This window comes from Paralcaligenes sp. KSB-10, from assembly GCF_021266465.1.
GTDB lineage: Bacteria > Pseudomonadota > Gammaproteobacteria > Burkholderiales > Burkholderiaceae_B.
This window is the reverse complement of record NZ_CP089848.1, coordinates 4,433,792-4,450,628: the sequence shown is the minus strand read 5'-3', so window position 1 is coordinate 4,450,628 and position 16,837 is coordinate 4,433,792. Positions and strand designations below refer to the sequence as shown.

Sequence of the window (16,837 nt, the reverse complement as noted above, 5' to 3'; positions counted from 1 at the left end):
TTAGAGCCAGTTAAAGCCAGTTCACAAAGGCCGCCCACAAACCACTCCGGCTACACAGCAATTTCGGTAGTTTCCTTAATACGCTGCAACGTAAAACTTGAACGCATATCGACCACGGCGGGGTGCTGCATCAGCTTATCCATGGCGAATTTCGAGAATTGCGTCAGATCCTCGACCTGCACGCGCAACAAATAATCCATATCGCCGGTCATGGCATAGCACTCCACCACTTCCGGCCACAGCTGCACATCGCGCGCGAAATCGGACATAGGAGCATGACTGGCCCGCGCCGTTTTATTCAGCCGCACCGACACATACGCCAGCAAACCCAACCCAACCTTCTCCGCGTTCACCAGCGCCACATAATTTCGAATATAGCCCTCCTCCTCCAGACGCCGCACCCTTCTCAAGCACGGGCTGGGGGACAGGGCCACGCGGTCGGCCAGATCCTGGTTACTCAGCCGCCCATTGCGCTGCAATTCCATCAAAATTTGCCTGTCTGTCCTGTCTAAAGAATTTTGAGCCATATCTAACCCTAAAAACATATTATTACGACATTAAATTGCTTAATAAGCCAATATTCAAGCCATTTTTGCAATCGTCTGCTCCGGGTTTTTTCTTAAAATCTCCACTTGGCCGAGGGTATCGCAACACCACTCGTCAATCTTGACCAGGCAGGCATCTCAACCAGGCTCACCGCCTGGAACAACCCGGCCCATTTCAATCAACACTATTTGGAGCGCAGACATGAACACCGGTTTTCAGCCCTGGGACAACCCTATGGGCACAGCGGGATTTGAATTCATTGAATATGCGGCCCCCGACCCGGTGGCCATGGGCAAGGTATTCGAAACGCTGGGCTTCAAAGCCATCGCCCGTCATCGCAATAAAAACGTAACGCTCTATCGCCAGGGCGATGCCAACTTTCTCATCAATGCCGAGCCCGACTCCTTTGCCCAGCGCTTCGCCAGGCTGCACGGCCCCTCCATTTGCGCCATAGCATTTCGCGTGGACGATGCCGCCAAAGCCTACAAACGCGCGCTTGAACTGGGAGCCTGGGGCTTTGACTCGCGCAGCGGCCCCATGGAACTCAACATCCCAGCCATCAAGGGTATAGGCGATTCGCTTATCTATCTGGTCGATCGCTGGCACGGCAAAAAAGGGCATGGCGGAATCGGCGACATCAGCATTTACGACGTCGATTTTGAACCCATAGACGCCTCTACCGCCCAGGCCGACGTCAGCCACAAGGGCGCTGGACTGGCGCTCGTCGATCACCTGACACACAACGTTCACAAAGGGCGCATGGACGAATGGGCCGAGTTTTACGAGCGCCTGTTCAATTTCCGCGAAGTCCGATATTTCGACATCGAAGGCAAAATCACCGGCGTGAAATCCAAAGCGATGACATCGCCTTGCGGCAACATCCGCATTCCCATCAACGAAGAAGGCACCGAAGAAAAAGGCCAGATCCAGGAATACCTCGATCTGTACCACGGGGAAGGCATACAGCATATCGCCCTGGCCAGCACCGATATATACAGCACTGTCGAACAACTAAGGGCATCGGGCCTGCAATTTCTAAGTACGCCCGACACCTATTACGAACTGCTTGACCGCCGCTTGCCCGAACACGGAGAAAATGTCGAGCGCCTGAAAAAAAACCGGATCTTGCTGGATGGTGCTCCGGGTGGAGGCCTATTGCTGCAGATTTTCACCGAAAACCAAATCGGCCCCATCTTTTTCGAGATTATTCAGCGCAAAGGCAATGATGGGTTCGGCGAAGGCAATTTCAAAGCCTTGTTCGAATCGATCGAACTTGACCAGATGCGTCGCGGCGTCCTGAAAACGGTCGAATAACCGGAGAAGGCAACCGCCAGCAATTCCGCCGCGCTCAGGGCTTGCGTGCCGGCGCCTGATCGAGCGTCAATATCCATTCGGCAATCGCCTTGGCCTGCTCCGGACTGACCTGCGGCTGTGCCGGCATGGGCACAGCCCCCCACCGCCCCCGGCCGCCGCTGCGTATGGTCGAAGCCAGATAGTCCACGGCCCCCGCCTGTCCCGCAAAACGCCGCGCCACCAAGGTAAAGGACGGGCCGACCCGCCTTCCGTCCACCTGATGGCAGGACAGGCAATTACTGGCCCGGGCCAGATCCAGCCCCGTCGTTTGCGCGGTAGCCGGCAGTGCACAAAAAAGACTTGCAAGGCCCAGCCATGCACCAAAAAACTTTAAATTCATAGATCCTATTCCAGCCCGACGAAAAAACATAAAACAAGATTTTCGCACTACATCTTTCCAAGCTTCATCTCGGGGTATTATCGACGATATTTAATCCTAACCAAGAAAGCTTGCCCATGCTCCATTATCCCCAGTTCGACCCTATTGCCCTGCAAATCGGCCCTCTCGCCGTGCACTGGTACGGACTCATGTACCTGCTCGGATTCGGCCTGACCTGGGTACTGGGGCGATGGCGCATCAATCACGGTAAAACCGACCTGAGCGTGGGCGACCTCGAAGACATTATTTTCTACAGCGTACTCGGGGTAGTCATAGGCGGGCGTCTCGGCTATGTACTGTTCTACCAGCCATCCGAGTATTTTGCCCATCCGCTGGAAATTTTCTATCTATGGCAGGGCGGCATGTCGTTTCACGGCGGCTTGCTCGGCGTGATATTGGTGCTGTTTTTATTTGCACGCAAAAAAAACAAGACCCTGCTGGAAATCGGAGACTTCGTCGCGCCGCTGATCCCATTGGGCCTGGCCGCGGGTCGACTGGGAAATTTCATTAACGGCGAATTATGGGGCCGCCCGACAACGATGCCCTGGGGCATGATTTTCCCGCAGACCCATGACGGCATCCCCCGCCACCCCTCGCAACTCTACGAAATGGGCCTGGAGGGATTCGCCTTATTTGCCCTGGTATGGTGGTTTGCCCGCAAACCCAGGCCGGCCGGCCAGATCAGCGCTGTTTTCCTGATGGGCTATGGCACATTCCGCTTTCTGGTGGAATTTACCCGGGCACCCGATTATTTCCTGGGCCTGCTGTTCGAGGGTCTGTCGATGGGCCAACTGTTATCGATACCCATGATCATCGCAGGCGCGATCATTTTTGTGCTGAGTGCAAAAAAATCGAACCGCGCACCGAAACCGTGACCATCTCGGTTCCGCCTTCAAGCGGGACCGCAGCCTTGTCGGCCGCCATGGCCATCATGCGAGGCGCAGGCGCGTAATGCGCCCCGCCCCCGCTCAGATCGACATTGCGCACGGTATACGAAGCAAAGCCAAAGGCCTCGGTCAAGGCTTTTGCACGCTCGCGGAAGGCCTGCGCCGCCTGTGCCAGCAAGGCCTGCTCCTGCTTGGCGCGGGCTTGCGCTGACACGGAAAATGCCAGATTGGCAATCGGCATGCGATCGCTTACCTTGGCGGCCAGTTCTGATGCGGCGGCCAGATCGGTGGATTCCAGATATATTTCACCCCGGCCATGCCAACTGCTGATTTTGCCGTGATCATTATTCATGGGCCACACACGAAAGTTGCCGCTGCTGGCCTTGACCTTCGATTTGCCGCTGACTTCCTGCATGACGCTTGCCAGCGTCTTGCTGAGCTGATCGGCCACTTTGGCCTGGGACGCGCCATCGAGTTCGGATGCAAGCGTAATCTTGACGGTATCTTGCGCCACCTGTGCCGAAGCTTCGGCGCTCAGTGAAGCCTGCGGCCACTGCGCGTGGAAGGAATGCGCCGTTGACGCGGCTTCTTGCGCCTGAGCGGGAAGGATCAGGAAGCTTGCTCCGCCAGCAAGCAAGGCACCTAACAGCCATTTACGTTTTTCTTTAGACAGATACATATGGATCTCCATAAATGAAAAGCCCGCCGCGATGGACGAGCTTTTCAAAATTGCCCCGCATGTGCCGTCAAGGCCGGCATCCTGGAACCGAGGGTTCAAGGTGGTCGCTTTCAGTCAAGCTTCGGGTTCGCCTAAAAAGGAGATCACACCTACTTGCCAATCCAGCAACCTGTATGCCAATAGCATTGGTTCAAGGAATGTATGGCCATGTCACGAACACTGCAGGGACTAACCGCTGAACCGTCTTGCCAGGACAAGACCGTTCGAAATCTTTATTTCATTTGCCTGGAACAGCCCCGACCAGAACCTGATCAATCATGCTGTTCATGTCTTCAATTCTACGCTTGAAATCGCCAAGCGCAAGATTACTTAAAGGGCCGTCGGGAGCCCGCATGGATAAAAGCTCTCCGGCGATCTGTATGGCGGCCATGACCGCGATGCGCTCATTACCGGATACCTTGCCCGAACCTTTGATGCGCAACATGCGCTGGTCGACAAGCTTTACAGCACCCAATAAAGGGTCCTTTTCTTCAGGCGAGCATGCCAATGAATAGTCACGCCCCAATATCGATACGTCGACACGCTCCATCAGCTTTGCTCCTGGGCAGCGCCGGGCAGGCGCATGAGAACGGCGTCGATGCGTTCTCTGGCAACGTTGGCGGCGGCACGCAGACGCTGCGAATCAGCCTGGCTGACTTGCAAATCGTGCCTGACCGTTTCGTACTCGGCCTGATAACGTGTCGCCTCGACACGCAATTCAGCCTGGGCCGCATCGGACTGGGTGCGCAATGCATCGACTTCAGCCTGATGCTGATCGAGACGATCGGCGATGGATTGATGATCGGCATCACGGCGCTGAAGCTGATCGCGCAGGGCATTGCGTTCCTGCTCCAGGCTTTTGAGCCGTGCACGCAAGGTATCGCGCTCGGCCTGCATCAAGCGGGCGGCCTGAACCAATTGCCCGATTCGGGCAGCGAGAGAATCTAGATCTTGCAACATGGGCGTTATCGTAAACCATCCTGCCTCATAGTGGAAAGAGGCAATACGTATCCGAATAAGAGAATTGGCTCAACTCTACTATCCAACAAGCCGGCAATATAAGCAGCACGGCAAAACCGCAAGTATAGCCGCAGGCGCTCGACAAATGAGCCGTATCGCCCGGATCGGGCGAAAGAATCAGTTGGCGTCCGAAACGCAAGCGGAACAATGATGAGCAAATATTGAGCGATCGCAGCCGGCAGCCCCTGCGAATCCTTTCACCCCTCTTTCCTTCACCTTTCATTATTCTTTCAATTTCGCATCGACAACACCCGTGGCCAGGCCGAGATAATTCAAATTTGCCAAATTCTAGGGAAAACCCCAAACAAGCAAGGGGAAATCAGGGTTTTCAGCGGACGCCCAGTCCTTTACCATTGCCCACCTTTCAACTATTTTAAAGCCACCTTTCAATTGCCTAACACCAAACTTAAACGTTCAGGGGCGATTAAAGCGTGATTTCCACCACGCTGTCACGGAGATAGGATCACTATGCAGCTTAAACATAAACAGGACTTCTGGTCCGGAATTATGTTTGTCGCCCTGGGTGCGGGGTTTGCCCTGGGTGCGACAAGTTATTCAATGGGCACCGCAGCCCGAATGGGCCCCGGCTACTTTCCCTTCTGGCTGGGTATCTGCATGGCTGTGCTTGGTGCGCTGGTAACAGTAAGTGCCCTGGCAGCCAAGGCCGAAAAATCGGAAATCGAGAAATTCGACTGGAGAATCGCCCTCGTCGTCATAGGCTCGGTTGCCTTATGCGGAATCGTGCTGAATTTCCTGGGTGTCTACATTTCTGTCTTTCTGCTGGTTTTTCTCAGCAGCTTTGCCAGCCACGAATTCAACTGGAAAGTTGCGGTAGCCAACGGGTTCTTCCTGGTGATTTTCGTCTGGCTGGCATTCATCAAGGGCTTGGGTTTGATCTTCCCCTTGTGGCCCAGCTTTCTAAGCAACTGAAGGAGAGATCACTATGGAATTACTCGATCACCTGATGCTGGGTTTTTCGGTGGCCCTCACACTTGAAAACGTGGCTTATTGCCTGCTGGGCTGCCTGCTCGGCACCCTGATCGGCGTGCTGCCCGGCATAGGCCCGGTTCCCACCATTGCCATGCTGCTGCCGATTACCTATGTGTTGCCGCCCGTGGCCGGCCTGATCATGCTTGCGGGCATCTACTATGGCGCCCAATACGGCGGCTCCACAACCGCCATCCTGGTGGCATTGCCGGGAGAAACTTCGGCGGTGGTCACTGTGCTGGACGGCCACCAGATGGCACGCAACGGCCGGGCGGGTGCCGCGCTGGCCATTGCTGCGCTGGGCTCATTCTTTGCCGGCTGCTTCGCTACCGTCCTGCTGGCCGCCTTCGCGCCGCCATTGGCCGAAGTGGCATTCAAGTTCGGTCCAGCCGAATATTTCTCACTCATGGTCCTGGGCCTGATCGGCGCGGTCGTGCTGGCGTCGGGCTCCCTGCCCAAGGCCATCTGCATGATCCTGCTCGGCTTGCTGCTGGGCATGGTCGGCACCGATGTGAACTCCGGAGTAGCCCGCTATGACTTCGGCATTCCCGAACTCCAGGACGGCATCGATTTCGCCGTGGTCGCCATGGGCGTATTCGGCTTCGCCGAGATCATGACCAACCTCGAACTTAAAGACCAGCGCGTCGACATTACTGGCAAAGTCGGATCACTTTACCCCAACAAACAGGAATTCAAGGAAGCCTGGCCCGCCAGCGTGCGCGGCACCATGCTGGGTTCCGCTCTGGGCATCCTGCCTGGCGGCGGAGCAGTATTGTCTTCATTCGCTTCGTACACCCTTGAGAAAAAAATCTCCAGGAACCCGGAACGCTTTGGCAAAGGCCATCCCGCCGGCCTGGCAGGCCCTGAATCGGCCAATAACGCCGCTGCCCAAACCTCGTTCATCCCACTGCTGACGCTCGGAATTCCAGGCAATGCGGTCACGGCGCTCATGGTCGGCGCCATGACCATACACAATATCCAGCCTGGCCCGCAGGTCATGACCAGCCACCCGGACCTGTTCTGGGGGTTGATCGTCTCGATGTGGATCGGCAACCTGATGCTGGTCGTTTTGAATCTCCCGCTGGTGGGCCTATGGGTAAAATTGCTTAAAGTCCCGTATCGCATACTGTTCCCTGCCATTCTGGTGTTCTGCACGGTCGGTGTGTATTCACTGAACTACAACGTCTTCGATATCTGGATGACGGCAGCCTTCGGCCTGATCGGCTATATCTGGGCGAAGCTCAAATGCGAAGGCGCTCCACTGCTGCTCGGTCTGGTGCTTGGCCCCATGATGGAGGAAAACTTCCGTAGGGCCCTGCTCCTGGCTCGCGGTGACTTCACCACTTTCGTCACTCGGCCGCTGTCCATGTCGCTGTTGCTGGCGTCAGCCATTCTGATAATCATCGTGGCACTGCCATCGATCAGGAAGAAACGCGAAGAAACCTTCGTCGAAGAAGGCTAGATCCATTTCTCCCAAGTTTGAAAAGCGCCCTGCGGGGCGCTTTTCTTATCCACTCCCGAAACGAGATGCCGAATGCGGTAATCTTATGCCTTGCCCATCCAACTCACCGGAGAATTGCCATGCCTTCCATCAATGCCAAATCCTATAATCCCACCCCCGTTTTAAACGTAGCCTTTCTTGGGCTGGGCGTTATGGGCTTTCCCATGGCCGGCCATTTGAGCCGGGCGGGGCATCAGGTGACGGTCTACAACCGCACATTCGGCAAAGCGGAAGCATGGGCCAAGGAATTCGGCGGGCGTGCCGCCAAGACCCCAAAGGAAGCGGCGCAAGGCGCAAGCATCGTGTTCTGCTGCGTAGGCAACGATGACGACCTGCGCAGCGTTGTACTGGGCGAAAACGGCGCCCTGGCGGGCATGGGCAAAGGCACGATTTTCGTGGATCACACGACCGCCTCCGCCGAAGTCGCTCGCGAGCTGTATCAAACGGCCAAGCAACAGGGCATTGGCTTTGTCGACGCCCCTGTCTCGGGCGGCCAGGCGGGAGCCGTAAACGGCGTCCTTACCGTCATGTGCGGCGGCGACGAAACGCATTTCAACACGATCCAGCCCATTGCCGCCGTCTATGCCCAAGCCGTTACGCTATTGGGTGAATCCGGCGCGGGCCAACTTTGCAAAATGGTCAATCAGATTTGCATCGCGGGCCTGGTACAGGGGCTGTCGGAAGCCATTGCGTTTGGCCAGGCATCCAAGCTGGACATGCACAAGGCACTGAAGGTAATCAGCAAAGGCGCGGCCCAGAGCTGGCAGATGGAAAATCGCGGAACCACGATGGTGGACGACAAGTTCGACTTCGGTTTTGCCGTGGACTGGATGCGCAAAGACCTGGGCCTGGTGCTGAGCGAAGCCAAACGTAATGGCGCCAGAGTACCGGTGACCGCACTGGTCGATCAGTTTTACGCGGACGTACAGCATATGGGCGGCAATCGCTGGGATACTTCCAGCCTGATCAAGCGCCTTCGCGGCTAAGGCCAGCGTATTTTCTTCCCTCACGGCCCACACGGGCCAAGCGAACAAAAATGGTCGCGGTGGCGGCCCTTTCCCCTAACAGGAGAAAGGGCCATTTTACTTACCAGGTGCTTGTCGAGGTGCTGAAATCTACCTTTGTAAGCAGATCGGCCTTGTCATATTGCATGACAACTGTCTGCGACTGAACCGTCTTGCGCTGGTAGCTTGTGAATGAGTAGCTATACACCTGCGAAGACGTTCCATTCGAGCTTGTCGACGATGAAATTGGAGCACCTAAGCGTTGCGAGACGACGCTTTTCGATGTCCCCTTGGGGAACATGGTGTTTATGCTGGATTCCGTTGCCGTAGCCAAAACCGGCGAACCCGTTGCCTTGTCCGCCAAGGCGCCTCCCGGCGCGTACATGCTCGATTCGTTGTAACCTGAATAGAATGGAATACAGCCACCCAATACAGTGCTGGCCAGGATAATCGCGATCGACATTTTTTGTTTCATTTTGCCCCCGTTGGTTAATTTTTGAAAATATATCAGCAAAACATTCAGAGAATCGTAAGTTTCTTTAGGCTGATCAATGTCGTCGCGGAATAACCACGCAGAAAAATAAATCTGGTGTTTTCAAAAATTCTTTGGGTATTTTTTTATGGTCGAAAGTATGTGCTAGCGCATTTTCGATTCGAGTGTTTACAGCACAGAACGTGTTTCAGTGACTTTGTTTTTGAGCCGTTTTTTGGCTTGGGTAGTGACTTTGGGCTGTGCGTTGCTGTGTTGTCTGTGCGGGCGGTTCGTTCTATAAAGACGCCGCAGGGTGGGCGGTGCTGTGCAGTCCGGCACGTCCAGCGGTCGTGGTGCTGCGCACCCCGACTGCCCGGGTCTGCCTCGTCCAGGCGGGCGTCGGGCGAACTCGCGTCGCCCCGCGGCGCGGGGCGACACTCAGACAGCGCCCGCCGAAAGCCCCCGCCTTCCCTTCGTCAGCACCCGGCGCTGGACTACCGCCGGACTACACAGCACCGCCCACCCTGCGGCTTGCGTTGAAGCAATGCATCGGGGTATATGTTGGGGAAGTGGCGTTTAGCCAATCACAGGCTACGCTGAGGCGTCGGGCGCATAGTAAATCCAGGGTTTGGCACAGCGTGGTGTAGTGGCCACTCGATAGAGGCATGAGTGCGGGCACGTTAACTGTTGCATGGGTGCAGGCCCATTAACGGTAGGTGCAAGCAAGTTCATTCCAGGCAAGTCCTAACGTGAGCCGTCTATCGGGGCTTGGGGTCAGGACCGGCGTAAGGCGTGCGCCGGATGCTACCGTAGGGAAGGCGGGGGCTTTCGGCGGGCCATGTTTGAGCGCAGCCGCGCCAGCGGCGTAGCGAGTTTGGCCCGACGCCCGCCTGGACGAGGTAGATCCGGATCCAGCACGCCGTGCCGGCCCTGACCCCAAGCCCCGATAGACGGCGTCTTTAAATACCTATCCTCCACCCATCGAATCCCGTAAACCACTCGAACCAAAAATGCGCTAAATGTGTACAAGGGATGCCCTTGTGAGCACCCTCGCCATCCAGACCATTATGTATTGCACCGGACACGTGGGCCACTGTCGAACATGCCCTGTGCATCAAAAAAAACCCCGGACAAAAAGCCCGGGGCTATTTTTCCGGCAAGCAAGCGCTTGCCAAAGATCCGTCATTTAATCGGCAAAGACCGTTTCCTCAACCTTGGGAAGCTCAGGCTTACTTCGCTTCTTTCGCAGGAAAGAAATCACCTGCAGCAGTATCAGCAGCGCCGAGGCACCCACAAACCAGGCACTGATCGGACGCTCCACGAAGACGAATATATCGCCGCGCGACAGCAGCAACGCGCGCCGGAAATTTTCTTCAACCATGGGACCCAACACAAACCCCAGCAGAATCGGGGCGACCGAAAAATCCAGATAGATGAGAATGGCGCCAATAATACCGAAGACCAGCACCTCGCCAACCTGGAACAGACTGTTTTGAGTACTGAAGCAGCCTACTGCTATGAAGAACAAGGCCGAGGGAAACAAATACTTATAAGGTACCTGCAGCAGCTTGACCCAGAAACCGATCAAGGGAACATTCAGCACCAGCAACAACAAGTTGCCGACCCAGAAGCTGGCGATCAGGCCCCAGAAAATATCCGGGTGCGAAATGATCAGCTGCGGCCCTGGCTGTATGCCTTGTATCAGCAAAGCGCCCAGAATCAAGGCCATCACCGCATCGCCTGGAATGCCCAGGGTCATGGTAGGAATGAAATCGACCTGTGTTTTCGAGTGGGAAGCGGCTTCCGGCGAGGCAACACCTTCAATCGCACCATGGCCGAAACGCTCGGGATGCTTGGATATCTTGCGTTCCAGGGCATAGGCGACAAAAGTCGTAATGGTCGGTCCAGTACCTGGCAAGGCCCCAAACAGTACGCCAACCAGCGTGCCGCGCACCAATGGGAAGAAGGATTGCTTCAATTCCGCCATGGATGGGCGCATATCGCGCAAGCTCATCTTCATGCCGCTGCCGACGATCGACATGCGATTGACGCTCAATAGAAACTCGGCAACACCGAACAAGCCCATGGCAATGGCAACCAGATCGACGCCATCCTCCAGGCTCAGCATGCCAAAGGTGAAGCGCATCGTGCCGGTGTTGACGTCCGTGCCGGCTACGCCAATCAGCAGGCCGAACAGTGTCATGGCCACCCCTTTGATGGGCGACCCCTTGGACATGGTGGAGCCGGCCAGCAAGCCCAGCAGCATAATGGAGAATATTTCGGCGGGCCCGAATTTAAACGCCACTTCAACCAGGAGCGGTGAGAAAAACACCATGACCAGAATACCCACGGATGCCGCGAAAAACGACGCGATCATCGTGATGCCAAGAGCCGTACCGCCCTTGCCGTTCTTGGTCATAGGATAGCCGTCCAGGCATGTCACGGCGTGCGGCGGATGGCATGGCAGATTCAACAGAATCGCACCGATCGCCCCGCCATACATGGACCCGTAAAAAATCCCGGCCAGCATCAAGATGGCAGGCACCGGATGCATAACGTAAGTCAGGGGCAACAAGATGGAAATGGCAGACAAGGCCCCCAGCCCAGGCAAAACTCCGATCAGATTTCCGACCACGACGCCGAAAACAGACCACATCAGATTATGCAGTTCAAACGCAACACCGAACCCATACCAGAGGTCGATTAATGATTTCATTATCATGATTCAACCCCAATGCAACAGCGGAAACTGTAACTGCAGCGCCCACCAAAAAATGACAATGGCCACGACGCACATGGAAAGAGACAGAATGACGGCAGCCTTGATCGTGTTCTTTCTATCACCCAAAGCAGAGATAAACACGACAGCGAACGTGGCGGGCAGCAGGCCCGTGTATTCACCCAACACAATAAACGCCGCAATCCCGCCCAGAATACAAAACCAGCCTCGCCATTCGGGAGGCAGGTCATGAGGACCGGCAACGTTATGGTGTCCCCGCCCCCCAACTGCAATCAGCACCCCCATGAGCGCCATCAAGCCACCCACGGCGGCAGGGAAAAAGCCCGGCCCCATATGGCTTAACGAACCGATCTGGTAGCTCGTTCCCTCTAGTATGGCACCGAGCCCTAACACCACCATTAGGGCCCCGCCGTAATAATCCTTATTGATATTGCCCTTGAACACTGAAACAACTCCTATGCGAAATTCTGCCGAAATATCAGTGACTAAGGGAATAGAAAGTCACTCTAAGGACAGTCTCAAAAGTATGAAGGAGTGCTCTTTACAGAAAGCTGAATTCTAGGGTTTATCCCTAAGACAAAATACCAAGCACGAGTTTGAAAAGAACTAACCCGGAAAATGCTCGCCATGTCCAGGGAACCGTTATCTGAATCGCGGGATTTTCAACACCGCGCACAAACCGACCCCGCCATCGATCCCTGGCTCACCGTCCTTCAAGACCACGGTACCGCCATTGCGTTCGGCATAGGCCAGGGAGATGGCCAGGCCCAGGCCGGAGCCGGAACCCCTGGGCCCCTGTCTTTGCGTATTGCCACGCTCGAATCGCATGAAAACACTCTCGCGCAGCAGCGGATCGAGCCCATGGCCATTGTCGGACACCGACGCCCAGGCCCAATTTTCATCCATGCCGACCTCAACCGTTATCGTGCAGTCTCGCCCCGCATGATTAATGGCGTTGTGCACCAGGTTGGCCAGGGACTCATGGATTTCCGCTTCACTGCCCAATGCCCACACTTGAGACGGCGAGACCAAGGGAAGAACCTCGGCCGGTTCGGCCCAGCCCAGGTCCTGATTCTGTTCTCGCGCCAAGGGCAAATACTGTAGAACCACATCTCGCGCAAGCACGTTCAGGTCTACTTTTTCCTGGCGCGCGCCACCTTGCCGGTTCGCATGCGCCAGGGACAGCAGTTGCTCGGTCAGGCGAGTCATGCGGCCCAATTGCATCACTATGGCCGACAAGGATTCGCGCAGCCTGACGATATCCGGTTCGCGTCGTGCGTATTGCGCCTGCGTCAGCATGATGGCCAGCGGCGTGCGCAACTGATGCGATGCGTCGGCCAGAAATTGCGCCTGCTTGTCCAGAATGCCGCGATACAGGTCGATATGATGGTTGACCGCGTTAACCAGCGGCACAACCTCGCGGGGAACGTGCTCCGCATCCAGCGGCATCAAGTTATCGACCCTGCGCGCCCTGACCTCGTGCCGCAGGCGCTTGAGCGGGCGCAACGCCCATTCCACGCTGAACCATACCAACAGGACAACAATCAGCATCATGCGCCCGTCGCGGAACAAGGCGGCGATCCCGGCTTCGTGCTCGGTGCGCAAACGCACACTCATGCTTTCGCCAACCAGCACAATAATCTGCCGGTGTACCCCGTGATAGTGAAGATCGCGCCACAAGGCCACCATGCGCACCGCATCGCCGCGATAACTGGCATCGTAAAACACCGGCAAGCCTTCGTTATCGGCCAGATTGGCCGGACGCGGCAGGCCCTGCATGCCCAGCAGGGTTCTGCCTTCGGACTGCTGGGCATTGGTTCCCGCAAGACTGAGTACGCCCGGGGTCACTTCTTCGACTCGAAAGTACTTCCGGCTCCCGGCCCGCGACTCCAGCATGACCTGCGCATAAAATGGCGGATCAATGCGCAAAGTTCCGTCCGTATTGAATTCAACACTGGTTTCCAACACTTTGGCCGGTTCGAGCAAAGCACTGTCGTAGACCTGCTCGGTAATATCGGTCAGCGATCTGTAGTCGTTCCAGCTATCAATAAGCAGCAGGGTGACCACGCCCGGAATCAAAAGCACCAGCAACCAAAAACGAATGCTGCCCAAGGTTTTACGCTTTATCCACGCCATGGGTTACAAGCTGCCCTGAATGCTTTCAAGCATATAGCCCAGGCCGCGCACCGTGACGATACGCACGTCGCTGCCCGCCAGTTTTTTCCGCAAACGGTGCAGAACCACCTCGATGGCATCCGGACTGGCATCGCTTTCGTGCTCGAACACTTTGCTGAACAACTGGTTTTTTTCGACCGGCACCCCCGCTCGCAGCATCAGCGCCCCCAAGGCCGCATGCTCGCGGGGGGTAAGGTGGACGATCGCGCCATCCAGAGAAAAAGAACGGCTTTCATTATCGTACTCGAGCGCCCCGCACTGCAGCCGCGGGACCGGCCGGCCGCGGCTGCGACGCACCAGGGCGGTAAGGCGTGCCTCGAGTTCTTCCAGCGCAAACGGTTTGGTTAAAAAATCGTCCGCGCCCAGATTCAAGCCCCTCACTCGATCATGCAAAGCTCCTTGGGCCGTCAGGATCAACACCGGCGTCACATCGCCGCTGGCACGCAGCTCGCGCAACAAAACCAGCCCATGCTTGTCGGGCAGGCGCAAGTCCATCACAACGGCGTCGTATTCCGTCTCGGCAAGCTTCTGTTCGGCGGTACGGGCATCGGCGGCATGGTCCGGCACAAAGCCGCTCTGCGCAAGAGCCCGCTCGAGCCACGATGCCATTTCGCGCTCGTCTTCAACCAGCAGTATGCGCATGATCCTTGTGATTGTTAAGATCCGGATTGCGTTGGCCGTGGGTCCGCTGACGCAGAAAACGGGTGTCCTGCCCACGTTTGAACAAGATTACCGCCAATTCGTTCAAAGCTAACGTATATACCTCTCGTTTAAACTCGATGACCGCCTCGAGCGGCACCCAGTATTGACTCCAACGCCAGGCGTCGAACTCCGGATGATGGCTGGCACGCAGACTCACATCGGTGTCGCGCCCGACCATTCTCAACAAAAACCAGATCTGTTTTTGCCCCTTATAGTGGCCGCGAGAATCGCGCCGAACAAAATTGCTCGGCACGTTGTAACGCAGCCAATCACGCGTACGCCCTAATATCCGAACATGTTCGGGCTGCAGGCCCACTTCCTCGTGAAGCTCTCGGTACATGGCTTGAACGGGACTCTCGCCATATTTGATGCCTCCTTGCGGAAACTGCCATGCATGTTCACGAATACGTTTACCCCAGAAAACCTCGTTTTTTTGGTTTACGAGGATAATGCCGACATTAGGACGGTAGCCTTCACGGTCTAACATAGGCCACCCCAAAAGCGAATTCAATACAATTACGCCTGATTATACGTATCTGTCGAGATCCCCACCATGCGCGCATCCAAGTATCACATTAATACACTCAAAGAAGCTCCTGCCGAAACCGAAGTCGTCAGCCATCAACTCATGACCCGGGCGGGCATGATCCGCAAAGTAGCGGGCGGCATCTATACCTATATGCCTCTGGGCCTGCGGGTCCTGCGCAAGATAGAAGGCATCGTGCGCGACGAAATGAACAACGCCGGAGCCATCGAGCTGCTCATGCCCGTCGTCCAGCCGGCCGAGCTCTGGGTGGAATCGGGGCGCTGGGAACAGTATGGCGCCGAGCTTCTGCGCATCAAGGATCGCCATCAGCGCGATTTCGTCTTGCAGCCGACATCGGAAGAAGTCATTACCGACATCGCCCGCAACGAAATCCACAGCTGGCGCCAGTTACCGGTCAATTTCTATCATATCCAGACCAAATTCCGCGACGAACGCCGCCCCCGATTCGGCTTGATGCGGGGGCGCGAATTCACCATGAAAGACGCCTATTCGTTCGATCGGGACGAGGCTTCGGCACAATCCAGCTACGACGCCATGTACCAGGCGTACATGCAGATTTTCACGCGCCTGGGCCTGGAATTCCGAGCCGTGGCGGCCGACACAGGGTCGATAGGCGGCTCGCGCAGTCACGAATTCCAGGTTATCGCCGATACCGGCGAAGACCTGATCGTCTATAACCCCGATTCCCAGTATGCGGCGAATATCGAACTGGCGGCAGCCCCCAGCCTGATCGCCAAACGCGGCACAGCCACCGAAACGCTGGTCCAGGCCCCTACCCCGGATGCGGCCAAGTGCGAAATCGTGGCCCGGCAGCTTCAACGCCCGCTTACCGATACGGTAAAGTCGATCGTGCTGGCGACCGAGGCGGCCGACGGTAAGGGTGATGCAACAATATGGCTCCTGCTGCTGCGTGGCGACCACGAACTGAACGAAATCAAGGCGGGCAAGCTGGCGGGGTTTGAAAACGGCTTCCGCTTTGCGTCGGAAAATGAAATTCTCGATACCTTCGGCTGCGTGCCCGGATACCTCGGACCGCTCAAGCCTTTAAAACCCGTTGCCATCATTGCCGACAGCACGGTTGCCAACATGAGCAATTTCATTTGCGGCGCCAATCGCGAAGGTTTTCACTATACGGGCGTCAACTGGGGCCGCGATTTGCCCGAACCCGAAATTGCCGACCTGCGCAACGTGGTCGCCGGCGATCCGGATCCGCAAGGCGGGCATCTGGCTATTCAACGAGGCATCGAAGTGGGCCATGTGTTTTTTCTGGGCGACAAATATTCAAAAGCCCTGGACGCCACTTTCCTCGACACCGACGGCAAACCGACACTGTTGCAAATGGGTTGCTATGGAATCGGCATCAGCCGGATTGCGGCGGCGGCAATCGAACAGAGCCACGACGAAAAAGGCATAGTCTGGCCCAGAGCCATTGCCCCTTTCGAAGCTGTCATCTGCCCGATGGGCTGGAATAAAAGTGAAACAGTTCGCAACGCCGCCGACACCCTGTACCGCGATCTGCTGGCCGCCGGCGTGGAAACCATACTCGACGACCGGGACATCCGCCCCGGAGTCATGTTTGCCGAATGGGAGCTCATCGGTGTGCCTTTACGCATCACGATCGGCGACCGCGGACTGAAAGAAGGCTTGGTCGAGATTCAGGCGCGATGCGACGACACCGCCGCCAAGGTGCCGGTCGGCGACGCCCTGGAATCTTGCATCGAGCGTTTAAAATCACTTTGACGGGCCACCCGGCGATTGCCGGCCGGCTTCGCTGGGGCGAAGCCGTGGCTGTCACACCGCTTAACC

Annotated in this window: 17 protein-coding genes and 1 other RNA gene; 6 read left to right on the top strand and 12 right to left on the bottom strand. The window is 56.5% G+C overall.

Going from position 1 to position 16,837, the window contains the following annotated elements:
• Positions 1-50: 50 nt before the first annotated feature.
• On the bottom strand, positions 51-527 hold the full coding sequence (locus LSG25_RS20415; protein WP_232742695.1) for an Lrp/AsnC family transcriptional regulator: 477 nt from the start codon (positions 525-527) through the stop codon (positions 51-53).
• Between the two features lie 220 nt (positions 528-747).
• Here LSG25_RS20415 and hppD point away from each other — a divergent pair, with 220 nt between their 5' ends.
• Positions 748-1,860: a 4-hydroxyphenylpyruvate dioxygenase gene (gene hppD / locus LSG25_RS20410; RefSeq protein WP_232742694.1), complete on the top strand. Its 1,113-nt coding sequence runs from the start codon at positions 748-750 to the stop codon at positions 1,858-1,860.
• Between the two features lie 34 nt (positions 1,861-1,894).
• Here the strand turns inward: hppD and LSG25_RS20405 are convergent, their stop codons facing one another.
• Positions 1,895-2,239, bottom strand: coding sequence for a c-type cytochrome (locus LSG25_RS20405; protein ID WP_232742693.1), 345 nt, complete (start codon positions 2,237-2,239; stop codon positions 1,895-1,897).
• Between the two features lie 116 nt (positions 2,240-2,355).
• Here LSG25_RS20405 and lgt point away from each other — a divergent pair, with 116 nt between their 5' ends.
• Positions 2,356-3,153: a prolipoprotein diacylglyceryl transferase gene (lgt, locus tag LSG25_RS20400; RefSeq protein WP_232742692.1), complete on the top strand. Its 798-nt coding sequence runs from the start codon at positions 2,356-2,358 to the stop codon at positions 3,151-3,153.
• Here the strand turns inward: lgt and LSG25_RS20395 are convergent.
• From LSG25_RS20395 to zapB, 4 genes are all read right to left on the bottom strand, one after another.
• Positions 3,104-3,844 (bottom strand): SIMPL domain-containing protein, encoded by a 741-nt coding sequence (locus LSG25_RS20395; RefSeq protein ID WP_232742691.1) that lies wholly within the window; start codon positions 3,842-3,844, stop codon positions 3,104-3,106. The two genes, lgt and LSG25_RS20395, sit on opposite strands and share 50 nt — an antisense overlap.
• Before the next feature lie 48 nt (positions 3,845-3,892).
• A non-coding RNA gene (gene ssrS / locus LSG25_RS20390) (6S RNA) lies at positions 3,893-4,075 on the bottom strand.
• A gap of 46 nt (positions 4,076-4,121) precedes the next feature.
• Positions 4,122-4,433: a cell division protein ZapA gene (locus LSG25_RS20385; RefSeq protein WP_232742690.1), complete on the bottom strand. Its 312-nt coding sequence runs from the start codon at positions 4,431-4,433 to the stop codon at positions 4,122-4,124.
• A complete protein-coding gene (gene zapB, locus LSG25_RS20380; RefSeq protein ID WP_232742689.1) occupies positions 4,433-4,843 on the bottom strand; it encodes a cell division protein ZapB in 411 nt (136 codons plus the stop codon). The genes LSG25_RS20385 and zapB overlap by 1 nt, the downstream gene beginning before the upstream one ends.
• Before the next feature lie 528 nt (positions 4,844-5,371).
• Between zapB and LSG25_RS20375 the strand changes: the two genes are divergently transcribed.
• The 3 genes from LSG25_RS20375 to LSG25_RS20365 all read left to right on the top strand — a co-directional run bounded on the left by LSG25_RS20375 (position 5,372) and on the right by LSG25_RS20365 (position 8,377).
• Entirely contained in the window at positions 5,372-5,833 is a 462-nt protein-coding gene (locus LSG25_RS20375) for a tripartite tricarboxylate transporter TctB family protein (protein WP_232742688.1), read from the top strand.
• 13 nt (positions 5,834-5,846) lie between these two features.
• Entirely contained in the window at positions 5,847-7,352 is a 1,506-nt protein-coding gene (locus tag LSG25_RS20370) for a tripartite tricarboxylate transporter permease (RefSeq protein WP_232742687.1), read from the top strand.
• 119 nt (positions 7,353-7,471) lie between these two features.
• On the top strand, positions 7,472-8,377 hold the full coding sequence (locus LSG25_RS20365; RefSeq protein WP_232742686.1) for an NAD(P)-dependent oxidoreductase: 906 nt from the start codon (positions 7,472-7,474) through the stop codon (positions 8,375-8,377).
• A 100-nt stretch (positions 8,378-8,477) separates the two neighbouring features.
• Here LSG25_RS20365 and LSG25_RS20360 read toward each other — a convergent pair whose 3' ends face one another.
• The 6 genes from LSG25_RS20360 to LSG25_RS20335 all read right to left on the bottom strand — a co-directional run bounded on the left by LSG25_RS20360 (position 8,478) and on the right by LSG25_RS20335 (position 14,971).
• On the bottom strand, positions 8,478-8,858 hold the full coding sequence (locus tag LSG25_RS20360) for a hypothetical protein (RefSeq protein ID WP_232742685.1): 381 nt from the start codon (positions 8,856-8,858) through the stop codon (positions 8,478-8,480).
• Between the two features lie 1,195 nt (positions 8,859-10,053).
• Complete coding sequence (locus LSG25_RS20355; RefSeq protein WP_232742684.1) at positions 10,054-11,589, bottom strand: tripartite tricarboxylate transporter permease; 1,536 nt, start codon at positions 11,587-11,589, stop codon at positions 10,054-10,056.
• A gap of 3 nt (positions 11,590-11,592) precedes the next feature.
• A complete protein-coding gene (locus tag LSG25_RS20350) occupies positions 11,593-12,006 on the bottom strand; it encodes a tripartite tricarboxylate transporter TctB family protein (RefSeq protein WP_232744779.1) in 414 nt (137 codons plus the stop codon).
• A gap of 243 nt (positions 12,007-12,249) precedes the next feature.
• Entirely contained in the window at positions 12,250-13,743 is a 1,494-nt protein-coding gene (locus LSG25_RS20345; RefSeq protein WP_232742683.1) for a sensor histidine kinase, read from the bottom strand.
• Positions 13,744-13,746: 3 nt separating this feature from the next.
• Entirely contained in the window at positions 13,747-14,424 is a 678-nt protein-coding gene (locus LSG25_RS20340; RefSeq protein ID WP_232742682.1) for a response regulator, read from the bottom strand.
• On the bottom strand, positions 14,405-14,971 hold the full coding sequence (locus LSG25_RS20335; protein WP_232742681.1) for an RNA pyrophosphohydrolase: 567 nt from the start codon (positions 14,969-14,971) through the stop codon (positions 14,405-14,407). Before LSG25_RS20335 ends, LSG25_RS20340 begins: the two co-directional genes overlap by 20 nt.
• Positions 14,972-15,037: 66 nt before the next feature.
• On the opposite strand from LSG25_RS20335, the gene LSG25_RS20330 reads away from it, so the two are divergent.
• The gene (locus tag LSG25_RS20330) at positions 15,038-16,771 is read left to right on the top strand and encodes a proline--tRNA ligase (protein ID WP_232742680.1); all 1,734 of its coding nucleotides are present in this window, start codon (positions 15,038-15,040) and stop codon (positions 16,769-16,771) included.
• The last annotated feature ends 66 nt before the right edge of the window (positions 16,772-16,837 follow it).

What these genes read in the sequence shown, in the direction of transcription:
- LSG25_RS20330 (WP_232742680.1), top strand. Translation starts at nt 15,038, where the DNA reads ATGCGCGCATCCAAGTATCACATTAATACACTCAAAGAAGCTCCTGCC.
- LSG25_RS20415 (WP_232742695.1), bottom strand. Translation starts at nt 527, where the DNA reads ATGGCTCAAAATTCTTTAGACAGGACAGACAGGCAAATTTTGATGGAA.
- LSG25_RS20385 (WP_232742690.1), bottom strand. Translation starts at nt 4,433, where the DNA reads ATGGAGCGTGTCGACGTATCGATATTGGGGCGTGACTATTCATTGGCA.
- LSG25_RS20350 (WP_232744779.1), bottom strand. Translation starts at nt 12,006, where the DNA reads ATGGTGGTGTTAGGGCTCGGTGCCATACTAGAGGGAACGAGCTACCAG.
- LSG25_RS20375 (WP_232742688.1), top strand. Translation starts at nt 5,372, where the DNA reads ATGCAGCTTAAACATAAACAGGACTTCTGGTCCGGAATTATGTTTGTC.
- LSG25_RS20365 (WP_232742686.1), top strand. Translation starts at nt 7,472, where the DNA reads ATGCCTTCCATCAATGCCAAATCCTATAATCCCACCCCCGTTTTAAAC.
- LSG25_RS20395 (WP_232742691.1), bottom strand. Translation starts at nt 3,844, where the DNA reads ATGTATCTGTCTAAAGAAAAACGTAAATGGCTGTTAGGTGCCTTGCTT.
- lgt (WP_232742692.1), top strand. Translation starts at nt 2,356, where the DNA reads ATGCTCCATTATCCCCAGTTCGACCCTATTGCCCTGCAAATCGGCCCT.
- hppD (WP_232742694.1), top strand. Translation starts at nt 748, where the DNA reads ATGAACACCGGTTTTCAGCCCTGGGACAACCCTATGGGCACAGCGGGA.
- LSG25_RS20355 (WP_232742684.1), bottom strand. Translation starts at nt 11,589, where the DNA reads ATGATAATGAAATCATTAATCGACCTCTGGTATGGGTTCGGTGTTGCG.
- LSG25_RS20370 (WP_232742687.1), top strand. Translation starts at nt 5,847, where the DNA reads ATGGAATTACTCGATCACCTGATGCTGGGTTTTTCGGTGGCCCTCACA.
- LSG25_RS20345 (WP_232742683.1), bottom strand. Translation starts at nt 13,743, where the DNA reads ATGGCGTGGATAAAGCGTAAAACCTTGGGCAGCATTCGTTTTTGGTTG.
- LSG25_RS20360 (WP_232742685.1), bottom strand. Translation starts at nt 8,858, where the DNA reads ATGTCGATCGCGATTATCCTGGCCAGCACTGTATTGGGTGGCTGTATT.
- LSG25_RS20340 (WP_232742682.1), bottom strand. Translation starts at nt 14,424, where the DNA reads ATGCGCATACTGCTGGTTGAAGACGAGCGCGAAATGGCATCGTGGCTC.
- LSG25_RS20335 (WP_232742681.1), bottom strand. Translation starts at nt 14,971, where the DNA reads ATGTTAGACCGTGAAGGCTACCGTCCTAATGTCGGCATTATCCTCGTA.
- LSG25_RS20405 (WP_232742693.1), bottom strand. Translation starts at nt 2,239, where the DNA reads ATGAATTTAAAGTTTTTTGGTGCATGGCTGGGCCTTGCAAGTCTTTTT.
- zapB (WP_232742689.1), bottom strand. Translation starts at nt 4,843, where the DNA reads ATGTTGCAAGATCTAGATTCTCTCGCTGCCCGAATCGGGCAATTGGTT.